Source organism: Desulfotignum balticum DSM 7044, assembly GCF_000421285.1.
Lineage (GTDB): Bacteria > Desulfobacterota > Desulfobacteria > Desulfobacterales > Desulfobacteraceae > Desulfotignum > Desulfotignum balticum.
In genome coordinates this window covers 4,284,552-4,306,049 of the sequence record NZ_ATWO01000001.1, presented here as the reverse complement: position 1 = coordinate 4,306,049, position 21,498 = coordinate 4,284,552, and the positions used below count along the sequence as shown (strand labels likewise).

19 protein-coding genes and 1 pseudogene are annotated in these 21,498 nt (G+C 56.8%); 8 read left to right on the top strand and 12 right to left on the bottom strand.

The window, feature by feature from the left end:
* The 11 genes and pseudogenes from K365_RS0121580 to K365_RS0121530 form a co-directional block, all read right to left on the bottom strand.
* Positions 1–1,932 (bottom strand): NADH-quinone oxidoreductase subunit NuoF, encoded by a 1,932-nt coding sequence (locus tag K365_RS0121580; protein WP_024335810.1) that lies wholly within the window; start codon positions 1,930–1,932, stop codon positions 1–3.
* 9 nt (positions 1,933–1,941) lie between these two features.
* Positions 1,942–2,394, bottom strand: coding sequence for a complex I 24 kDa subunit family protein (locus tag K365_RS0121575; protein ID WP_006965655.1), 453 nt, complete (start codon positions 2,392–2,394; stop codon positions 1,942–1,944).
* A gap of 28 nt (positions 2,395–2,422) precedes the next feature.
* Positions 2,423–2,614: a helix-turn-helix domain-containing protein gene (locus tag K365_RS29650; RefSeq protein ID WP_492207309.1), complete on the bottom strand. Its 192-nt coding sequence runs from the start codon at positions 2,612–2,614 to the stop codon at positions 2,423–2,425.
* A 192-nt stretch (positions 2,615–2,806) separates the two neighbouring features.
* Positions 2,807–3,127 (bottom strand): annotated as a pseudogene (locus K365_RS29645) (hydrogenase iron-sulfur subunit); the annotation flags it as partial.
* A gap of 106 nt (positions 3,128–3,233) precedes the next feature.
* Positions 3,234–6,011: a 4Fe-4S binding protein gene (locus tag K365_RS29180; protein ID WP_492207311.1), complete on the bottom strand. Its 2,778-nt coding sequence runs from the start codon at positions 6,009–6,011 to the stop codon at positions 3,234–3,236.
* 129 nt (positions 6,012–6,140) lie between these two features.
* Positions 6,141–6,371: an FAD-dependent oxidoreductase gene (locus K365_RS29640; RefSeq protein ID WP_006965652.1), complete on the bottom strand. Its 231-nt coding sequence runs from the start codon at positions 6,369–6,371 to the stop codon at positions 6,141–6,143.
* 65 nt (positions 6,372–6,436) lie between these two features.
* The gene (locus K365_RS0121555; protein WP_024335813.1) at positions 6,437–7,588 is read right to left on the bottom strand and encodes a (Fe-S)-binding protein; all 1,152 of its coding nucleotides are present in this window, start codon (positions 7,586–7,588) and stop codon (positions 6,437–6,439) included.
* A gap of 123 nt (positions 7,589–7,711) precedes the next feature.
* Complete coding sequence (locus K365_RS0121550) at positions 7,712–8,965, bottom strand: molybdopterin molybdotransferase MoeA (protein ID WP_245569236.1); 1,254 nt, start codon at positions 8,963–8,965, stop codon at positions 7,712–7,714.
* Positions 8,958–9,488, bottom strand: a complete 531-nt coding sequence (locus K365_RS0121545; protein ID WP_024336262.1) for a 4Fe-4S dicluster domain-containing protein — start codon at positions 9,486–9,488, stop codon at positions 8,958–8,960. The genes K365_RS0121550 and K365_RS0121545 overlap by 8 nt, the downstream gene beginning before the upstream one ends.
* Positions 9,463–11,445, bottom strand: coding sequence for an aldehyde ferredoxin oxidoreductase C-terminal domain-containing protein (locus K365_RS0121540; protein WP_024336261.1), 1,983 nt, complete (start codon positions 11,443–11,445; stop codon positions 9,463–9,465). The genes K365_RS0121545 and K365_RS0121540 overlap by 26 nt, the downstream gene beginning before the upstream one ends.
* A 280-nt stretch (positions 11,446–11,725) precedes the next feature.
* Entirely contained in the window at positions 11,726–12,847 is a 1,122-nt protein-coding gene (locus K365_RS0121530) for an XRE family transcriptional regulator (protein WP_024336260.1), read from the bottom strand.
* 167 nt (positions 12,848–13,014) lie between these two features.
* On the opposite strand from K365_RS0121530, the gene modA reads away from it, so the two are divergent.
* The 8 genes from modA to K365_RS0121490 all read left to right on the top strand — a co-directional run bounded on the left by modA (position 13,015) and on the right by K365_RS0121490 (position 19,827).
* Positions 13,015–13,794: a molybdate ABC transporter substrate-binding protein gene (gene modA / locus K365_RS0121525; protein WP_245569235.1), complete on the top strand. Its 780-nt coding sequence runs from the start codon at positions 13,015–13,017 to the stop codon at positions 13,792–13,794.
* Positions 13,794–14,492 (top strand): molybdate ABC transporter permease subunit, encoded by a 699-nt coding sequence (modB, locus tag K365_RS0121520; RefSeq protein ID WP_024336258.1) that lies wholly within the window; start codon positions 13,794–13,796, stop codon positions 14,490–14,492. Before modA ends, modB begins: the two co-directional genes overlap by 1 nt.
* A 2-nt stretch (positions 14,493–14,494) precedes the next feature.
* Positions 14,495–15,217 (top strand): molybdenum ABC transporter ATP-binding protein, encoded by a 723-nt coding sequence (gene modC, locus K365_RS0121515; protein WP_245569234.1) that lies wholly within the window; start codon positions 14,495–14,497, stop codon positions 15,215–15,217.
* A 48-nt stretch (positions 15,218–15,265) separates the two neighbouring features.
* Entirely contained in the window at positions 15,266–15,991 is a 726-nt protein-coding gene (locus K365_RS0121510) for a Rossmann-like domain-containing protein (protein ID WP_024336256.1), read from the top strand.
* Positions 15,992–16,128: 137 nt separating this feature from the next.
* Positions 16,129–16,692 (top strand): ABC transporter permease subunit, encoded by a 564-nt coding sequence (locus K365_RS0121505; protein WP_024336255.1) that lies wholly within the window; start codon positions 16,129–16,131, stop codon positions 16,690–16,692.
* A 257-nt stretch (positions 16,693–16,949) separates the two neighbouring features.
* Positions 16,950–17,972 (top strand): ABC transporter substrate-binding protein, encoded by a 1,023-nt coding sequence (locus tag K365_RS0121500; protein ID WP_029725683.1) that lies wholly within the window; start codon positions 16,950–16,952, stop codon positions 17,970–17,972.
* Entirely contained in the window at positions 17,969–18,988 is a 1,020-nt protein-coding gene (locus tag K365_RS0121495) for a FecCD family ABC transporter permease (RefSeq protein ID WP_051147949.1), read from the top strand. Before K365_RS0121500 ends, K365_RS0121495 begins: the two co-directional genes overlap by 4 nt.
* A complete protein-coding gene (locus K365_RS0121490; protein ID WP_024336252.1) occupies positions 18,985–19,827 on the top strand; it encodes an ABC transporter ATP-binding protein in 843 nt (280 codons plus the stop codon). Before K365_RS0121495 ends, K365_RS0121490 begins: the two co-directional genes overlap by 4 nt.
* A gap of 16 nt (positions 19,828–19,843) precedes the next feature.
* On the opposite strand, the gene pruA is transcribed toward K365_RS0121490, so the two are convergent.
* A complete protein-coding gene (pruA, locus tag K365_RS0121485; protein ID WP_024336251.1) occupies positions 19,844–21,475 on the bottom strand; it encodes an L-glutamate gamma-semialdehyde dehydrogenase in 1,632 nt (543 codons plus the stop codon).
* Between the last annotated feature and the right edge of the window lie 23 nt (positions 21,476–21,498).

The window sequence follows — 21,498 nt, the reverse complement described above, 5'->3', positions numbered from 1 at the left end:
CTATCCTTTCTCTTTCGTTTTTTTCCGGATGGTGCGCTCTTCTTCGGGCACGGGGTCCGGCACGGGTTCACCTGAGAGTTTGACCACGGAAGAAAATTTCGGCGGACACACCTCAAAACAGGTGCCGCACCGGGTGCATTTATCCTGATCAATGATGTGGATCAGGTTCTTGTCTCCGTTTATGGCATCAGCCGGGCACTGCTTGCGGCAGGTGCCGCAGCCTGTGCATCTGTCCGGATCAATGTAAAAATTGATCAATTCCTTGCAGGCCAGGGCCGGACACCGTTTGTCGTTGATATGTGCCTCATATTCTTCTCTGAAATATTTCAACGTACTTAAAAACGGATTGGGCGCACTTTTTCCCAGGGCGCACAAGGACGCTTCCACGGCGGTTTCCGCCAGTTCCTCCAGCAGTTCGATATCGCCTTGTTTGCCTTTGCCCTGGGTGATATTGGTCAAAATCCGGTGCATCTGGCGCAGCCCTTCTCTGCAGGGCACGCACTTGCCGCAGGATTCATCCGTGAGAAACGCGATAAAATATCTGGCCACGTCCACCATGCAGGTGTCCTCGTCCATGACGATCATGCCGCCGGATCCCATCATGGACCCGGCCTTGGTGAGTTCGTCAAACCCCACCTGCAGGTCCAGCAGGTGTTCCGGGATACAGCCCCCGGAGGGTCCGCCCGTCTGAACGGCCTTGAATTTCTTGTTGTTGGGAATCCCGCCGCCGATATCATAGATGATTTCTCGTAATGTCATGCCCATGGGCACTTCCACCAGACCGGTGTTGGTGATTTTTCCCACCAGGGAAAAGATCTTGGTGCCTTTGGAGCTGTCCGTGCCCACGGAGGTGAACCAGTCCGCTCCTTTGTCGATGATCAAGGGGATGTTGGCCCAGGTTTCCACGTTGTTCAAAACCGACGGCCGTTCCCACAATCCTTTGACATTGGACCGGACATACTTGGGCCGGGGTTCTCCGGCCTTGCCTTCCAGAGACGTCATCAGGGCCGTGGATTCTCCGCACACAAACGCCCCGGCCCCCTGGTGCACGATCACCTTGAAGTCAAAGCCGGACCCCAGAATGTTCTCTCCCAAAAGCCCGTAATGTTCCGCCTGCTGGATGGCCAGATGAATGTTTTTCACGGCCAGCGGATATTCCTGTCGCACATAAAAATACCCTTCATGGGCGCCGACGGCATATCCGCCTAAAATCAGTCCTTCCAGGATGGAATGGGGATTGCCCTCCAGAAGGGCCCGGTCCATGAACGCGCCGGGATCACCTTCATCCGCATTCACGATCACATATTTGATGGGCTCTTTTGCATTTCTGGAACCTTCCCATTTTCGGCCGGCCGGAAACCCGGCCCCGCCCCGGCCCCGGATATTGGATTTTTTCACCTCTTCCAGTACTTCCAGATCGGTCATCTGACCCAGGGCCTTGGCCAGGGCCGCATATCCGCCCAAAGCCAGGTAATCTTCAATGCGCTTGGAATCGATTTTGATGTTGTTGCATAACACCGTGCGCTGCTGGGACCGGTAAAACGGAATATCCGATTCCTTGACGGCCCGTTCCCCTGTGGCCGGGTCTTTGTAGCACAACCGTTCCACCACCTGTTTGTTTTCAATGGTCTGTGCCACGATCTCGGGCACATCTTTGGCCTGCACCTGAAGATAACAGATCTCTTCGGGATAGATCACCACCACGGGGCCCTGTTCACAGAATCCCGGGCATCCCGTTCCTTTGGTGGACACTGTGGCGGACAACCCTTTTGCCTCGATCTCCTTTTCAAATACGGCAATGACTTCATCCGCACCCGATGCCACACACCCGGCACCCGCACAAATGGACACACAGGGGCTGTCAGGATCTCTTCGGGACAATATCTCCTGCCGAAAACTTTCCAACGCTTCCGGCGTTTCTAACCGTGCCATAATTTTCCCCTATTCATATGTTTTCAAGGCTTTGGACGCCTTGACCGGTGACATTTTTCCATGAACCTTGCCGTCCACTTCCATCACAGGCCCCAGGGCGCAGCACCCCAGACAGTTGACCGTCTCCAGGCTGAATTTCAGATCCAGATCCGTCTCTCCGGGCTTGATGCCCGTGGCTTCCTCCACTGTATCCAGAATCCGGGTGGCGCCTCTGACATGACAGGCCGTGCCCACACAGATATGCACTTTGTGCCGTCCTTTGGGCACCAGACTGAATGCCTTGTAAAACGTGGCAATATGCTGAATCCGGGTCATGGGAACGGACAGTTTTTCACTGACCCGCGCCAGCGCCTGTTTGGAAAGCCAGTTGTTCTCGCTTTGAATGTCCAGCATGATCTGGAGCAGATTGCTGGCCTCGCCATGGTGCTTCTCGATTATCTGATCTATTTTTTCAATTTCCATCGGATGCTTCCCACAAAATTAAGTTAGGTTATGCCCTGGCCAGTGCGTAACAATTACTGGCCGTATCATATTTGACCATACCGTGACGGGAAGAGGTGATCATATGACGGGACACCTCGGACGGGTTCAACCCCAGCTGCCCGGAGATATCACCGGTGGACAGCGGTTTCTCCTTTAACAGCAGCAGAATCTGGCTCACGGCCAGTTTGTCCGTGAGCATCCGGTCAAACAGGTCATCCGTGTCCGGGCGGCTGAAAAATGCCTGATAGGCTTTTTTGGATTTCAGCGGCACCCGCAGTTTTTCTCTTTCCGCCAGGCGGATGAACGGCACCAGATTTCTGGCGGCCGCCAGCTTGAACTTCACCGTGTCCGGGTCCAGGCCTTCGCTGGATCCCAAAGGGCCTATTTCCGTGATCTGCCGGCTGAAGTCATCCGTATACTGGGCCAGCAGATGGCCGTCAGCCCCGGACATGAAGTCGGTTCTCAGCCGGTCCGGGTTCAGACCGATATGGGTCAATATTCGTTTGGCGATATAGGTGTTGGCATAGGCATCGTAATTGCCGTGGGTGACATAGTTGCATTCATCGAGTTTGCATCCGCCGATGAACACCCCGTCGTGACCGTTGGAAAACGCCCGGAAGATAAACTCCAGGTCCACCCGGCCCGAACACATCACCCGGATCAGCCGCATCTCATTTGCATATTGTAGTCTGGAAACTCCAGCCAGGTCCGCTGCCCCGTATGCTCACCAGTGGCAGACAAATCCCAGCAGTTTCGGCTTAAATTCTTGACCTGCACTCATGGGTTAGGATCTCCTTTTTTTGAAAGGCTTTTCATATTCATGCCTCTTCCAGTGCGGCATCCATCTGTGCGGCAATCTGATCCGCTGTGACCGCCGCATCGATCTGTCCGAACAACGCCTCATTGGTAAAATGCTTGAGCACGATGGCATTGGTGGGACATTTGGCATTGCACAGCCCGTCGCCCTTGCACAGGACCGGATTGACAATGGCTTTCTTGCCTTTGGGCGTATCGTGAAACTGAATGGCCCCGTAGGTGCACGCCGTGATACAGGCCCCGCAGGATACGCATTCGTCTTCATTCACCTTGGCCACGGAACCCGATGCCACCACCGTGTCTTTGGACAACAGCGTGATCACCCTTCCGGCGGCCCCATAGGCCTGGTTGATGGTTTCCGGGATATGCTTGGGATAATGGGCCGTCCCACACAGAAACACCCCGTCCGCGGCAAATTCCACGGGTTTGAGTTTCACATGGGCTTCCTTGAAAAACTCGTCCGGGCTCAGGGTTACCTTGAACTTGGCCGCGATGTCATGAATGGATGCCGGCGGTCGGACCGCGGCGGCCAAAGACAGGATGTCGGCATCCAGTTCCAGGCGGTTCCCTAAAATCGGATCCGTCACGGTCACCCGGATCATGTCTTTGCCGCCCTCAGAGATGGCTTCCACCTCCGGCGGGTCTTCCGGGGTATACCGGATGAACTGCACCCCCAGTTCCGATGCTTTGCGATAGGCATCTTCTTTGAATCCATAGGTGCGCATATCCCGGAACAGAATATAGATGCGCATGTCCGGGTTCTTTTCCTTGAGTTTCAGGGCGTTTTTCACGGCATGGCCACAGCATACCCGGGAACAATAGTTGTGGGTCTCATTTCTGGAGCCCACACACTGAATCATCACCAGGCTTTCCGCTCCTGTGACCGTGTCATTGCCTTTGGCGATCTCTTCTCCGATCTCCAGATGAGTGAACACGGCATCGTTTTCCCCGTACAGATATTCCGTGGGGTTGTACACATCCGCACCGATGGCCAGCACCGACGCCCCGTGTTTGATGATTTTGGTGCGGCCTTCGGTTTGTACCGTGGTGGTGAAATTGCCCAGGTATCCGGCCACCTCTTTGATCTCGGCCTCATGGGACACATGAATATGGGGATTTTTATAAACTTTGGCAATCAGATCATCCAGATAGGCCTGCACTTCCAGGCCTTCCAGGGTGCCGTGAATCCGCCGTCCCATACCGCCCAGATCCTTGCTTTTTTCCACCAGTTCCACAGTATGTCCCTGGGCGGCAATGGACAATGCACAGGTCATGCCGGCAATGCCGCCGCCTACCACCAGGGCTGTTTTGTTCACGGGCAGATCAAATTCTTTCAAAGGTTCCAGATGCGCGGCCCGGGCCACGGACATGCGCATGATGTCTTTGGCTTTTTGGGTGGCTTCCTCTTTTTGTCTGGAATGGACCCAGGAGCAGTGCTCCCGGATATTGGCCATATCCAGGTAATACTGGTTGAGTCCGGCTTCTTGCAACGTATCTCTGAACAGCGGTTCCAGGGTTCGAGGCGAGCAGGCCGCGATCACCACCCGGTTCAGTCCTTTTTCAACGGCCAGATCCGTGATCTCTCTGGCCGAGTTGGTGGCACACGAAAAGATCTGTTCCTGGGCATAGACCACATGGGGCAGGGTTTTGGCGTATTCCACGGTGGACGGGACATTGACCACGCTGGAAATATTGGCCCCGCAATGGCACACAAACACACCGATCCTGGGTTCTTCATTGGACACATCCCGCTCTTCGGGATAAATCCTTTCCCTGGCCAGTTTGCCCCGGCGGAAATTCAGCATCTCCCCCACCCGGGATCCGGCCCCACTGGCGGTAAACACGGATTCCGGAATATCCGTGGGTCCCTGGAACGCGCCGGACACAAAAATACCGGGCCGGCTGGTCTGGACCGGGTTGGAAGAATCAATGTCACAGAACCCGTGGGCATTGATATCGATCTTGAATTTTTCCGCAATTTCCTTGTAGGCTTTGGGCGGGTTCAATCCCACGGACAGCACCACCATGTCAAATTCTTCTTCCTTGACCCCTTGATCGGCCGTGGCATATCGAATTTTGATATTTTTGGTTTCCGGGTTTTCTCCGGCCACGGATGCATAGCTTCGGATGAACCGGGTATCGGGCAGGTCATCGGCCCGCTGGAAATACCGCTCAAAATCTTTGCCGAATGACCGGATATCATTATGAAACACTGTGCATTTGGCATCCGGGTCATGGTCCTTGGTCAGAATCATCTGCTTCTGAGTATAGGTGCAGCACACCCCGGAACAATAGGAGTTGTCTCCCGGTGTCACCCTTCTCGATCCCACACACTGAATCCAGGCGATATTTTTGGGGTGTTGCTTGTCGCTGCCCCGCCGCACCTCACCGCCGTAAGGACCCGTGGAGGATAAAAGCCGTTCGTAATCCATGCTGGTGACCACATTGGTATACTGGGAATACCCGTATTCCTCCCGGGCGGACGGATCAAACGGGGTAATTCCGGACGACAGAATCACCGCCCCCACATTGATCCTTGTCCGGGTGGGTTTCTGGCGGAAATCAATGGCCCCGGTCTGGCACACCCCCCGGCAGATGTCGCACTTTTTCTCTGACAGGTACAGGCAGGAGTCGTCTATATAGGCCACCAGAGGAATGGCTTGTGAAAAATAGACATGCACGGCCTTGTTGTTGGAAATTCCCTGGTTGAACGCATCCGGATATTCCACGGGGCAGTATTCCATGCAGGTGGTGCACCCGGTGCATTTTTCTTCGATAATATATCTGGGGCGGGTTTTTAAAGTGACCTGAAAGTCCCCTTTCTCGCCCTCGATGGTTTCTACTTCCGTAAATGTGAGTACTTCGATGTTGGGATGCCGGCCGACCTCGACCAGTTTGGGTGAAAGTATTCACATGGAGCAGTCGTTGGTGGGAAAGGTCTTGTCCAGCTGGGACATGTGTCCGCCGATACTGGGATTTTTTTCCACCAGATAAACCCGGAATCCGGCAGTGGCCAGGTCTAAAGAGGCCTGAATGCCGCTGACGCCGCCGCCCACCACCATCACATCTCCGAAATCTCTGCCGGCAACGCTGTCGGAAAACAGCTGCATTTTATCTATTGGGAGTATGTCATTTACCACTTTTTATCTCCTCATCATATCGTTATCACATGCTTGTGAAAATACCCGGTTTCAACCCGGTCCTTTTACAGCATGTCATTGATGATTTCCGTAATATCTCTGATCTCCAGGATATCTTCATATGCCAAATTCAGGCGGCTTTCTTCAAAATTGGTGATACAATAGGGGCATGAGGTCACCAGCACTTTGGCCCCCACATCCGTGGCCTGTTTCAGCCGGATGTCGGAAAACCGCTCGGACTGGGGCGTGTCCATCCAGATCCGGCCCCCGCCGCCGCCGCAGCACAGGCTGTTTTTCCCGTGATCCACCATTTCCAGCAGGGTCAGCCCCTTCACCTTTTCCAAAAGCAGCCGGGGGGCATCGTAAATATTGTTGTGCCGACCCAGGTAACAGGGATCATGGTAGGTCACGATCTCATCCATCTCCTTGGTCAGTGTCAGGCGCCCGGCATTGATCAAATCCAGCAGATACTCGGACATGTGAATCACCTCAAAGTTCACCATGAACTCCGGGTATTCGTTTTTAAAGGTGTGGTAGCAGTGCGGGGAAGACACCAGGATCTTTTTAACGCCTGCATCGATAAAGGTCTTGATGTTGGTTTTGGCCAGATCGATGAACACGTTTTCACTGCCGATCTTGCGGATACTTTCTCCGCAGCAGTTCTCCTTGTCCGCCAGAATACCGAAATCAACGCCGGCCTTATTCAGAATATTGGCCGTGGCCCGGGCCACTTTTTTCATGCGCGGGTCATAGGAAAAATAACAGCCCACAAAATACAGGATCTCCATGTCCGATTCAAAAGGCTTGACATCCAGATCCTTGGCCCAGTCTCCCCGGGACGCCCGCTCTCCCTGGAGGGGATTGCCCTCGGAAATCACACTGGCCCGGGCACTTCGGGCGGATTTGACGGACGCGGGAAACACCTCGTATTCTGTGGCCACCCGGCGCAGGGCCTGGCTCACCTCGATCTGACCCAGGCCTCTCGGGCACTGGGACGGACACCGGCCGCAGGTGGTGCACCGCCAGATATCCTCGCCTTCGATTTCCGTCAATCCGAAAGCGGCTTCTCTCACCAGCCTTCGCATGCTGAAATCCCGGACCCGGTTCCACGGGCACACCGTGTCGCACAGCCCGCACTGGAAGCACAGCTGGAACGGGTCCCCTCCGGCTTCCTTTATCTCGTCGATTACTTCTAAAAAAGGCGCTAAGGTCTCCATGGGTTTTTCTACCTGTGTCATTAATGGTTATGTGAAAAAACAGACTGATGCCATTTTTCTTTCTATGGCCGATTCCGGCGGATTTGAATACCAGGGTTCAAGGGCTTTCTTTTTGTTTCAGGTTCAAGGGAACACCTGGGCCGTGACAATGCTGCCCTCGGGCAGGCAGGAGATCCCCTCGGGAATGGCCACGGCCGCTTGAGCAAAGGCCATGGACCGGAGCCGCCGGGTCAGTTCCAACGGCTGGAACCCGGTGTGGGTGTCTCCTGGCACCAGAGAACCATACACGAACTCCGTCCAGTCAACATGGCTGCCGTCCAGGGAGGTTTGAAGCCTGACCCGGATTTCGGGCAGACCGGGCCGCCGGTGTCCGGCCAGCTTGAGCAGTCCGGGAAGGGCAATCTGCAGAAAAGCGGTCAGGTTCGAAGGGGGGCCGCCCGGGAGAATGAACACCGGCTTATCCTGGAGCATGCCGAACCCGACGGCTTTGCCGGGTCCCATGCGGATGGCATGAAACACCTTTTTCCATCCCAGGGATGCCAGGGTTTGAGCAATGAAATCCCTGTCTCCTGTCCAGGCCCCGCCGCTGGTGATGAGGACGTCATGGGTAGCGGCCGCTGTTTCCATGGCATGGGAGATGATCTTCGGGGTGTCTTGGAGCAGCTGGAAGCTGGTGGACATGCCGAATTGCCGACACCAGGCCTTGAGCATTTCCAGGTTGCTGGCATAGACTTTCCCGTCCGGTAACGGGTCTCCGGGAACCACCAGTTCGTCACCGGTTGCCAGGATGGCGACCCGGGGCCGGTGATACACCGGGACCCGGCCGAAACCGGCAGCGGCAATGGTCCCGATCAGGCCCGGATTCAGTATGGTGCCCTTTTGAGCCACTTGTTCTCCGGCACAGATATCCATGCCGGCCTTCAGAATGTTCCGGCCCGGTTCGGCATGGTTGAACACAGTGACCCATTCCCGGTCACACCTGGCAAACTCCCCGGCCAGAACCGCTGTGGCGCCGGCAGGAATCCCGGCCCCGGTCAGTATCCGGACCGTGGTTCCCGGCTCGACCCGCAGGCGGGCATCTCCCCCGGCCGCCATCATGCCCGTGAGTTTCAATTGCACGGGATTTTCAGGCGTGGCATCCCGGATCTCATCGGAAACAACCGCATACCCGTCCTTCATTGACGCATCCACGGAAGGGGAGTTGACCATGGAATGGATGTCTGCGGAAAGGACCCGATGAAGGCAATCTCCCAGATCCATCTCTTTGCCGCCTTTCAGGGGTGAGATGGCACCCAGGGTCATTTTCAGGGCTGATTCATAACCGGCGATGGGATGGGTTTTTATGACACCTGCCTTTTGGGGAGTGGGATTATCCATTCCGGCTCATGCGGTTCAGGGTCGATTCCACCTTGTCACGGCCGAATTTTTCCATCAACGCCTCCAGGCCGGTTTCCATTTCGTCCAGAAGCACCTCTTCATCCACCTCTTCTTCCCGTTCTTCATAGATCAGCACATCGTTGAGGCACCATTCGACACACAGGGGCATGTCTTCGCCTTCACACATGTCGCATTTCAGGGGGAGACCTGAATCCGGGTCCTTGAACAGGTCCCGGGACGGGCAGGCGGCCCGGCAGAAGGCACATTCATCATACTCTTTGCCGTCTATCACATATTTGTCCCGGCCGTTGCATTCCGCCGGGGTGTATTCTCCGGCAAATACCGGCAGCCAGATATCCCTCAAGCGGCGGGTGATCACATGGATCCGGGATGCGGCCGGATTGACCGTGCTGTATCTGGGTGTGGAATGATGAGCGGAGCAGACAATTTCACAGGTCCGGCATCCATTGCATTTGTCCGCATCCACTTTGATGGTTTTAATTTTCTTGGTTATCTTGGCCATTTTTCAATATCCCCCTTTGTTCCAGGTCATCCGCCACATAATCCAGGTCCAGCTCTTCCAAAAGTTTCCGGGTGGGCACCCCTTCGTCGGTCCAGCCCTTGAACCGGTAATAGGTGGTCAATAAATTTTCTTCCAGTTCCGGGAACCGGTGCTTCCAGTGATCTTCCGGCGGCTTTTCATCGGCCCGGCACATGCCCCGGATATTGTTGAACGCCCGGTGCAGGTTTCGGCTGCGCTTGACGATCGTCTTCAGATCTTCCTGGCCCACATCCATGCCGGTGGCCGCTGAAACCAGCTTGTGATAGTTGTGAATATGGTAGGGCGGTTTCAGGCAGAAAGAGCCCATGCCCGCACATATCCCTAAAGCATCGTCAATATTGTGGAGCATTTCCATCCAGTCCACGATTTCTGAACACATGTCCGGTGTCGGGAATTCGGGATTGGATTTTTCCCCCCTGGGTTCCCATTGAAGAAAATATTCCTTGAACCGGTCATTTGGGAGCTGGGGCCAGTTCTTGACAAACGATTTTCGTTTTTCCTTGTCCGGGAACGGGGCCTGGGGCCAGTTGCCTTCGATCTGGGTGATGCTGATTTTTTCATTGGTGGCGTACATGAGAAAATACATGGGATCCAGCATGCCCAACTTGATATTCATCTGCTCATGTTTTTTGGTGGTATTGTGATCAAAGGCTTCCGCCCCGTTTCCGATCCGTCTGGCCGCCCAGTAGGTGCCGTCGGCCAGGACATCGCCGATCCCCTCCCGCCGGGCCACTCGGTCAAGCAGCCAGAAAAACCGTCCTTCCTTGTCCGTGGGGCATCCCTTGAAATCTTCGTCCGTCAGGATGCCGGCTTCGTAAAGCTCGATCCCGAACGCCAGGATCTGGGGGGTGGAAAAGGAATCCAGTCCATATTCAAAGGCTTTGTGGCAGATCCGCCAGGAAAAATCCAGATCATCCACATGGGCCGCCATGGCATAGGTCAGCTTGGAGAAACATTTGATCATATAGGGAGGTACTCCTTCAATGTTGATCAGGGCTCCGCACTGCTGGGGACAGTTGTAACAGGAAATGAACCGTTTGATGGCGCTGCGCTGACTCTTTTCCCAGCTTTCTTCGATTTCCTTGGTCCAGAATCCCTTTCGCCTTGTCCGGGCGTTCCCCCAGGCAAAGGCCTCGGTATGCCACTGTTCATCCACATGCTTCATCATCTGCGGAGAACCGATCCCCGAAAGGATGGGCATGACCTCGGGAATCGGGTTTTCATTCCGGAAGTCAATATATTGGCGGACCTCCTTGAGATGTTCCATGAATTCAGCCCCCCGGGCCAGGTGCACCGGTTTGGTTCCCCGGACGGCGATGGCCTTGAGGTTCTTGTCCCCCAGGACCGCACCACCGCCGCCCCGGCTGGAGCTGGAGCGGGACTGTTCGATGGAAGCGGTGAAACACCTGTTTTCCCCGCCCAGTCCGATGGCCAGGACCTGGGCATTGGGCTCATTGAGTTCCGCACGGATCATCTCCTGGGTCTCGATGGCCCCTTTCCCCTTGAGGTGGGACGCGTCCCGGATCTCCACCTTGTCATTGTGAATCCAGATATAAATCAGCTTGGGGGACTTGCCCCGGACAATCACCTTGTCATATCCGGCATACTTGAGTTCAGAGGCCCAGAAACCGCCCATCATGGGATAGGCCAGCAAATGGGTCTGGGGTGAAATAAAACTGACCAGGGTGCGGTTGGCACTGAAAGCCGGGGTTCCGCACAACAGGCCGTTGCTGAAAACCAGCAGATTTTCCGGATCAAAGGCCTGGGTTTCCGGGGGCACGCGGTCGTAGTGAATTTTTACACTGGTTCCCAGGCCGCCCAGGTGGCGTGCCATCAGATCCGGATCAGTCTCCACTCGCTCGATATTCCCCCGCGTCAAATCAATCTCCAGGTTATACCCGGCTTCGGCATACCTCATCGTTTTCTTACCTCCGTGTTGGGGAACCCCGATGTGCCGGAACCGTCAGAAAAAGGAAATGGTTCCGGGTGTTGTGGTCTGACGGACCGATCAGGGCTCCTTCGTTATGCTTAAATTGACACAACTATATTATAGCTGTTTCATAATGGTATTGTGGCGACATGTCAATAAAAATATATCGGAAAAAAGATTTTTTGCGGATCAGATGCCTGGCAGGGGAAACAATGATGAGATTCAAAAAACAGGCCGGGTGGATGATACAGGAAGTAACGGACCAGGGTCAGAATGCGGCAATGGTGGTTCCGGTCTTGGTTTGACTGTACCCGGGAAGCAGGGCGAGCTCATCCCTGAATCCCCGGCTCTGAAGCACATCCAGAATGATTTGGATCCGGGGGGCATCCACCAGGTCGGCGGGCACCACCAGGTCACACCGGACTTCGGCCAGGGGGACAAAATCCAGGTTAAAGGCCTGGGCCACAGGGTGGAGGCCCAAGGCGGCATCCGCCATCCCCCAGGCGATCATCTGGGCCCCCTGGTTATGGCCGTCCACCAGGATGTCGTATCCCGGAACAGCGGTCCCGGGGATGCTGGATCCTGCCAGCAGTTCATCCAGGAGCACGCGCAGGGCTGCGCCGGATTCCCGGTTGACAAACCGGATGCCGGGGCGGGCCAGGTCGGCGGCGGTCCGGATGTTCAACGGATTGCCCCGGGCCACCATCAAGCCTTCCTCCATAAAGGAAAACCCCATGACCAGTGCCCCGACAGTCCCGGCCATTTTCCGGCGGGCAAGGGCCACATTGGCTTCCTCGTCCGTCTGATTGTGCAGGTGCAGGCCGGCCAGGTGGGTTTTGCCATGGGCCAGGCGGTCAATGGCGGCATGGGTGGAGCCGAACCGGCAAAACGCCCGCAGTCGGGGATCCACCCGGGAGGCATGGGCCGACAGAAGAGAGAACGCCGGATCACACCCCGTGATCAGGATGTTCTGTTCCAGGCAGGTGTCCGGGGTGAAAAACCGGATCTGTCCATTTTCCTTTTTAAACACGCCGTCGGCCGGCTGCATCTGGCTGGGGAAGGTGAACCGGCCATCCACGGGATAGACCACCAGCTTGTCCCGGATGATGACCACCGATACCCGCCCATTGCCGGGCGGGACATCTTCCCCCATGATCAGAGGGCAGTCGGCCGTTGACACGGTTTCATAGAACAAATCCTCCACCCGGCAGGCTAAATGTTTGGCCAGTTTGAGGGCCACACCGGTATTGGGCAGATACCGGCCGGATTCAATATCGTAAATGGCCTGGCGTTTGATCCCCACCATTTCCGCCAGTCCGGTCTGGGACAACCCGGCTTTCTGGCGGTAATGTTTGATCCGGTTGTCAATCTTTCCCGGTGTGTTTTCCATGAAGGCCTCCTGTGATTGCAAATCACTGTTGCCGATATGACGTTTAAAAAAATATATTGACTTTTATAAGCTTCATATTTAGCATTGATTACCTTGTGGTACAAGCATACAGTGAGGAGACTGCATGATCAATACAAGAATGCTGTTTAAAACATAAGGAGATGAACATGAAGAAAAAACAGTTTGGATGTATGGCAGTGGCTGCTTTCCTTTTGACGCTGGTAATCGGTATGGGCCGGCCGGCATGGGCCGGGACAGAGACCATCACCCTCTTTGCTGCGGCTTCCACCACCAACGCTGTCACAGATATTGCGGCCCTGTATGAAAAGGAGCATCCGGTAAAGATCCGCCTTTCCTTTGCCTCTTCTTCCACCCTGGCCAAACAGATTGAAAACGGGGCGCCTGCCGATATTTATCTGTCGGCCAATCCCAAATGGATGAACTACCTGGCGGAAAAGGGGATTATTGTCACGGAAAGCCGCCGGGACCTGCTGGGCAACAGCCTGGTGCTGATCGTCCCCGGGGACAGCCCCATTGACGGACTCCGGGTGGATGCCGGCCTGGACCTGGCCGGCATCCTGGGGGAGGGTCGTCTGTCCATGGGGGATCCGGATCACGTGCCGGCCGGAATGTACGGTAAAAACGCCATGCAGCAGCTGGGACTCTGGGATGCCATTGCAGACCGGGTGGCCCGGACCAAGGATGTTCGGGCCGCCCTGGTCCTGGTGGAACGGGGGGAATGCCCCCTGGGCCAGGTCTATGCCACGGATGCGGCCATCAGTGACAAAGTGCGGGTGGCCGGGTATTTCCCCGAAGAGAGTCACCCGCCCATTATCTACCCGGCGGCCCTGGTGAAACACAGTCCGGCAGCCCGGTCATTTCTTGATTTTCTGCAGGCAGAACCCGCAGCCCGGGTGTTTGAAGCATACGGATTCACTGTCCGCTGATGGAGGGATGGCACCTCACCCTCATGGAATGGGAGGTCCTGGGGCTCAGCCTCAAGGTGTCTTTTCTGGCGGTGGCGGTGAGCCTTCCGGCAGGCATTGGTGCCGCCTGGGTCCTGTCCCGGTACCGGTTTCCGGGCAAGGGCCTGGTGGACGGACTCATCCATCTGCCTCTGGTGCTGCCGCCGGTGGTCACCGGGTATCTGCTGCTGGTGCTCCTGGGCAGAAAAGGAATCATCGGCGGATTTCTCTACAATACCTTCGGGATCACCCTGGCCTTCACCTGGAAAGGTGCAGCCGTTGCCGCGGCGGTCATGGCCTTTCCCCTGCTGGTCCGGGCGGTACGGCTGTCGGCCGATGCCGTGGATCCGGGTCTGGAAGATGCAGCCAGGACCCTGGGGGCGGGACGGATGCGGGTGTTTTTCACAATCACCCTGCCCCTGATGGTGCCCGGGATCATCACCGGGACCATCCTTGCCTTTGCCAGAAGCCTGGGGGAGTTCGGCGCCACCATCACCTTTGTTTCCAACATCCGGGGGGAAACCCAGACCCTTCCTCTGGCCCTGTATTCTCTTACTCAGGTGCCGGATGGCGAGGCCGGTGCATTGCGGTTGTGCATTATTTCCGTGGCCCTGGCCATGACCGCTCTGTTGCTGTCCGAATGGATGGCCAGACGGTTTGATACACTCATGAAAGGATGACAATGACAGCAGTGACGGACGGCAGAAAAAAAAGCGGTACCCGTAAAAAAAACTGGGTGGATGTCTGTGTTCAGAAACAGCAGGGGGAGTTTTATCTTGATATCGCGTTTGCCGCCGAACAGGCCGGGGTCACCGCCCTGTTCGGGCCTTCCGGTGCAGGTAAAACCTCTGTGGTGAACATGGTGGCCGGTCTTTCCCGGCCGGACCGGGGACGGATCACCATCGGGGACCGCTGCTGCTTTGACGGCGATAAAGGGATCCTTCTTCCCCCTGAAAAACGCCGGATCGGATACGTGTTCCAGGAAGCCCGGCTGTTTCCCCATCTCACAGTCCAGGCCAACCTGACCTTTGGCATGAACCGGCTGAAGCCGTCGGACCGGTTCGTGGGGGTTGATCCGGTGGTATCGCTCCTGGGGATTGAATCATTGCTGAAACGCAGGCCGGCCCGGTTGTCCGGTGGGGAAAAACAGCGGGTGGCCATTGGCCGGGCCCTGTTGTGCAGCCCGCAACTGTTGCTCATGGACGAACCCCTGGCATCCTTGGACCAGGCCCGCAAAGAGGAACTGCTTCCTTACATCCGAACCCTGAGCACCCGTTTCCGGATTCCCATTCTTTATGTGTCCCACCAGATGGAGGAGATCGCGTGTATGGCTGATTACCTGGTGCGGCTGGAAAACGGCAGGGTGACCGAGCACATCCCGGTGTCAGGGAATGGGGTAAAATAAAATGGAAAAAGAGACCACCAAGGGCGGAAAAATTAGGAGAGATATCCAATGAAAAACGTTTACACGGAATTGACAGGCCGGGCAGCGGATATATTCACCCGCCACGGGTTGATGGGTGAAACCGTCCAGGTCACGGCCAGGGTCCTGAGTACGGAAGAGGCCATAGGGAATCCGGAAGCGGATGACTTTCCGCTCCAGAAAGGGCGGGAAAGATTGATGGAGGCGACCATCGACGGTGCGGCAGGACAGGCATTCACCGACCGGTTCGGAAATTATGAGGGGACCCTGGAAGGTATTCTAAATACACCCATGGTCAACAATTACCGCCGGGCTGTTTTTGTGGCATCTCTGAATGCAGCGCTCCGGCGCCTGGCCCTGACCACCGGAACGGTGCACTGCCGGGACCAGGAGCCGGCAGACTGTGCCCGGGCCCTGGCGGATCACATCGATCACCGGTATGGGAGGGGCAACATCGGGATTGTCGGTTTCCAGCCGCGGATGGTGGAAACACTGGCGGGCAGATTTCCGGTCCGGGTGCTGGACATGGATGTGGACAATATCGGTGAGGACCGGTTCGACGTGATGATCGAGTCTCCGAAAGCTTGCCGGGAGGTCATAAAATGGGCGGATCTGCTGCTGGTGACCGGGACTACCCTGGTCAATGGAACTCTGCCGGAATTTTTGGTGGAAAAACCCGTTGTCTTTTATGGGACGACCATTGCCGGAGCGGCATACCTGATGGGATGGAACCGGTTTTGCGACCGCAGCCGGTAAGGGTCTCGCTCGGAGAGACGGCTGTATAACCAAATTTACGGATGAATGATGGTGAAAGGTTCAGGGATGGGAAACACGGATGGTTGCAATGGGCATCTGCCAGCCGATTGATAAGATATGATGAATGAAAGGATATCATGAGAAAAAAAAAGGAAATCGTTGATCAGGACCGGATCAGGATGGTGCCCATCCCGGAAGCGTACTTTCATGCCGAGGTGATCGCCGGGTTCCTGAGAATTCCTGCGGGCCATGTCCTGGCACGCCGTGCTTTCAGGGGTAAATTGCTGCTGGAAACCCTGATGGATCTGCCCATGACCATGACACCGTTGGTAGCCGGTGTGGGGCTTCTCTTTCTTTTAGGCAGCGATCCGGTCCGCAGTGTGCTGGACCAGGTGGGGATTGAAATGCTTTTCACCCCCTGGGGGACCATTCTGGCCCAGACCCTGATTGCCGCGCCCATTATGACCCGGACCGGCCGTGCCGCGTTTGCAGCCATCGATATCCGGTATGAACAGGCGGCACGAACGCTGGGATTGACAGCGGGTCAGATTTTTTTCCGGGTGACCCTGCCCATCGCCGTTTACCTGAATATCTCCAGCGGTGAGCTGGGTATCGCCCTGGTCTGCGCCTGTCTCTTGATCATCCGGATTCCTGGTTCTACTGCTGCTGCGATGGATCAGTGCCTCCTCTGTCGATCCTAAGGACAGGGTGAAAATGGAATCGTGACGGATTTCAGTTGAATTGGGTGATGTAAACTGCCCGTATCTTTAAGTCTGTCTTTGCAGTTGTCACCGGGAAGTGCCTGACGGTTGCCCCGGTGTGGCGGATGGTTTTCATGTCATGGATTCTTTCCAGGCCTCAATTTTTTCTGTGTGAAAAAACACTTGACCTCCTGTCCGCAGAAATGTAGTTTAAGAAATTTAATTGACGTTTATAAATTGCTATGAGGATGCACTGCATGATCCGTTTTACCTTTGCAGCCATTGCCGCAGTCCTACTGGCCTTGCCGGCACAGGCCCAGAACACTCGTACCATCACCGACAGTGCCGGACGGGTGGTCCAACTGCCTGAGCGGGTCGAAACGGTGTTTGCCGCCGGCCCGCCGGCCGCGATCCTGCTCTATGTCATGGCCCCCGACCGGATGTTGGGCTGGTCCCGCGCCAACCGGGCGGAGACACGTGAATTTCTCGCCGCCCCCTATGCGGATCTGCCGGCCATTGGCACCCTGACCGGACAGGGCGGCAAGGCCGGTCTTGAACGCGTTGTGGCCCTGCAGCCCTCGCTGATCCTTGATTTCGGGTCCGTGCTCGACATGTATGTCGATCTGGCGAACCGGGTGCAGGAACAGACCGGCATCCCCTATATCCTGATTGACGGGCGGTTCGAGAACACACCTGCCGCACTGCGCCTCCTGGGTGAGGCCCTGGGAGTCCCCGAACGTGGCGAGACCCTGGCACAGGATGCCGAAGCGACCTTTGCACACATTGACACCCTGCTGGCCGGGATCCCCGGGGCTGAACGCCCACGCGCCTATATGGCCCGTGGCCCTGATGGGCTGGAGAGCGGGGTTGTTGGCTCGATTAACACCGAAATTCTGGAACGCGCCGGCGGAGTGAATGTGCTGGGCCGGGCCGAGACAGGGCGCGGCCTTGTGCAGGTCAGTTTCGAAGCCCTGCTGGCCGCGGATCCGGATGTGATCGTGACATGGGACCGCCAGTTTTTTGCCGGCTGCCGTGACAATCCGTTCTGGTCGGAAATGCGCGCAGTGCGGGAAGGACACTTGCATCTGTCACCCGTTTTGCCCTTCGGCTGGATTGACGGCCCGCCCTCGATCAACCGCATGATCGGGCTGGACTGGATGGCAGCGGTCTTTTTTCCTGACCGCTGTCAGATTAACCTGCGCGAAAGCGCGCGTGCCCATTACCACCTGTGGTATCACGTCGATCTGACCGAAGACCAGCTCGATCGCCTGCTGCCATGACTGACGGGAAACTGCCCCCTGCACGCATGATGCGCCGCCTGTCCGCGCTGGCAGTGCTGTCGCTGATACTGGCGGCCGGGGCGCTGGCGGCACTGAGCATTGGTCCGTTCGGGCTGTCGTTGACCGAAGTTCTTGCCGCGCTGTCAGGCCGTGCGGGCGGCACCGCCGAGGTTGTGATCTGGAACATCCGCCTGCCGCGGGTGCTGGCGGCCATGCTTGTGGGTGCGGCACTGGCAGCGGCTGGTGCATCCTATCAGGTGCTGTTCCGGAACCCGCTGGTGTCGCCCGACATTCTGGGGGTCTCCTCGGGGGCGGCACTGGGGGCGGTTTGCGGTATCTTCCTGTCGCTGCCGGTGATCGCTATTCAGGGCTTTGCATTCCTTGGCGGCATGGGTGCGGTGGTGCTGGTGATCTTTGTGGCACAGGCTGTGCCCAGGGTAGACCAGACACTGGTTCTGGTGTTGACCGGGGTTGTGATGGGCGCGCTGGCAGGGGCGGCTACGTCGCTGCTGAAGGTCATGGCCGATCCATATGACCAGTTGCCCGCGATCACCTTCTGGCTGCTGGGATCGCTTGCCAGCATCACGCGGGCCGATCTGAGGCCGGTGCTGCCTGCGGTCATCACTGGCCTTGTGCCGCTGGTCCTGTTGCGCTGGCGGATCAACCTGCTGAGCCTTGGGGATGATGAGGCGCGTGCGCTCGGTGTGGATGCGCCCCGTCTGCGGCTGGTGGTCATCGCCGCGGCAACCCTGATCACAGCCTCGGTCGTGGCAGTAGCGGGCATTGTGGGCTGGGTGGGGCTGGTGATTCCCCATATCGCCCGGATGATCGTGGGGCCGGGTTTTGCCGCAGTTCTGCCGGTTTCAGCCATCCTCGGGGCCGGATATCTGTTGCTGGTCGATACGCTGTGCCGGACATTGTCCACAATCGAGATTCCGCTCGGTATCCTGACAGCGGTGTTGGGTGCGCCTTTTTTTCTCTATCTGCTCGCCCGGGGGCGCCGGGGGTGGTCATGATTACGGCGGAAAATCTTTCCATCGGGCATGGTCTGCACCTGGTCGGCCGCGGCCTGTCGCTGACAGTGGCCCCCGGCGAGATTGTCTGCCTGCTCGGCCCAAATGGCTGCGGCAAGACCACGCTCTTCCGGACGCTTCTGGGCCTGCTTCCGCCTTTGGGGGGACGCGTGCTGTTGAACGGTCAGGACCTGTCCCGCCTCAGCCGTTCTGATATCGCGCGCAGTCTCGCCTATGTTCCCCAGTCCCATGTGCCGCCCTTTCCCTATGAAGTCGAAGAAGTCGTGCTGATGGGGCGGACGGCGCGGATCGGGTTGCTTTCGGCTCCGTCAGCCCTGGACAAGGCAGCGGCGAGCAAGGCCCTTGCACGGCTGGGTATCGATCATCTGTCAGGGGCGGATTATTCACACCTTTCGGGCGGGCAGCGGCAGATGGTGATGATCGCCCGCGCACTGGTGCAGGAAGCGCCGGTGCTGGTGATGGATGAACCCACAGCCGGACTGGATTTCGGCAATCAGGCCCGCGTACTTGCACGGATTGCCGGGCTCGCTAACACGAGCGGACATGCCGTGATCCTGTCCACCCATGATCCTGATCAGGCCTTTGCATTGAATGCCAGAGTGATCCTGCTGCACGGGGGCGCCATCCTCGCCCAGGGTCCACCTGGTAAGGTCTTGACCGGAGAACGGCTGTGTACTGTCTATGGCGTGCACGTCCGGGTGGAACGTACCGAAACGGGGCGTGCGGTCTGCACTCCGTCTCTTTCCAGCACCGAACCATCGGATACAGGGTACATGCACCTTTCCACAAGCAGTTGTCAGGCCGTCCTGGATCGGCTGTAAAAACGGTTTTAAATCCTCAGGACTGCTGCATCAGCTCTATGCGCCACTCCAGTGAAGGAGCGAAATTTTCCTTGATGGTCCGGGGACTCATCCATCTGGAAATGTTCTGTTTACTGCCCACCTTTTCATTGGTTCCGGAACCTCTGGCACCGCCGAAAGGTTGAAGGCCGACAAAGGCGCCGGTGGTCTTGTCGTTGATATACAGATTCCCGGCAGCATAAGACAGGTGCTGTTCCATCCGCGCAATGACCTGTCTGTCCCGGGCAAAGACCGCACCTGTCAGAGCGTATGCCGATGTGGACTCGCAAAGATCCAGGGTGGCTTCAAATTCGTCATCCCTGTAAACATAAACAGTGACCACAGGGCCGAAGATCTCTTCTTCCATTGTCTTGAAATGCGGATCGGTTGTTAGGATGACGGTCGGCGTGATGAAATACCCGGTTGCGTCATCGCAGTGTCCCCCCAGGATGACCTCTGCCCAGCCGGAGGACCGGGCGTATTCGATGGCGCTCTTGATGGAATTAAAAGCAGCGGCATCGATGACCGCACCCATGTAGCTGGTAAAATCTTCCACATCCCCTGTCTTCAGATCCGCCAGTTCAGATTCAAGACGGCTGCGGATGCCGGGCCAAAGGGATTCAGGCAGATAGACCCGCGAGGTGGCCGAACATTTCTGCCCCTGGTAGGAATATCCCCCGCCGATGATGGCCTGGGCCACTCTTTCCGGGTCTGCTGAAGCATGGGCGAATAAAAAGTCCTTGCCGCCGGTTTCCCCGACGATCCGTGGATAACTTCTGTAGGTTTCAAGATTTTTCCCGATGGTCCGCCAAAGGGTGTTGAAAGTGGCGGTAGACCCGGTGAAGTGAACGCCGGCGAACATTTGGTCCGCCATGACCATGGGACCGACCATACTGCCGGGACCGGGAATGAAGTTGATCACTCCGTCGGGGAGTCCGGCCTCCCTGAGCATCTGCATAACGAAATAATTGGAAAAAACAGCTGTTGAAGCAGGTTTCCAGACCACAGTATTACCGGCCATGGCGGGTGATGTCGGCAGATTGCCCCCGATGGCCGTGAAATTGAACGGGGTGACCGCAAAGACAAAACCCTCCAGAGGGCGGTATTCTATCCGGTTCAGCATGCCGGGGGCGCAGCCGGGCTGTTCCTCTATAATCCGCCGGACGAACCAGGCATTGTACCGGAAAAAGTCCATGAGTTCGCAGGCCGAATCCGCGTCTGCCTCATATACGGTTTTACTCTGACCCAGCATGGTGGCGGCATTCAGGGTGTCCCGCCAGGGCCCTTTGATCAGTTCCGCTGCTTTGAGAAAGATGGCCAGGCGATGCTCCCATGAAAGAGCGGCCCACTCCTTTTGGGCGTTGACTGCCGCATCAACGGCCATCCGGACTTCCTCGGGCCCTGCCATGTGGTAGGTGGCAAGAACGTGGGCGTGGTTGTGGGGGATAGTACAGGTTCCCGTCTGTCCGGTCCTGATTTCCCTGCCATTGATGATCAGGGGAATGTCGATGCACACGGATTTCATTTCAGCTATCGTTTTTTTCAGGCTGTCTTTTTCGGGGCTGCCCGGAAGATAGGACAGAACGGCTTCGTTTTCAGGGCACTGGATGGTGGTGACGGCGTTTGACATGGGCGGTTCCTCCATTATGGGTT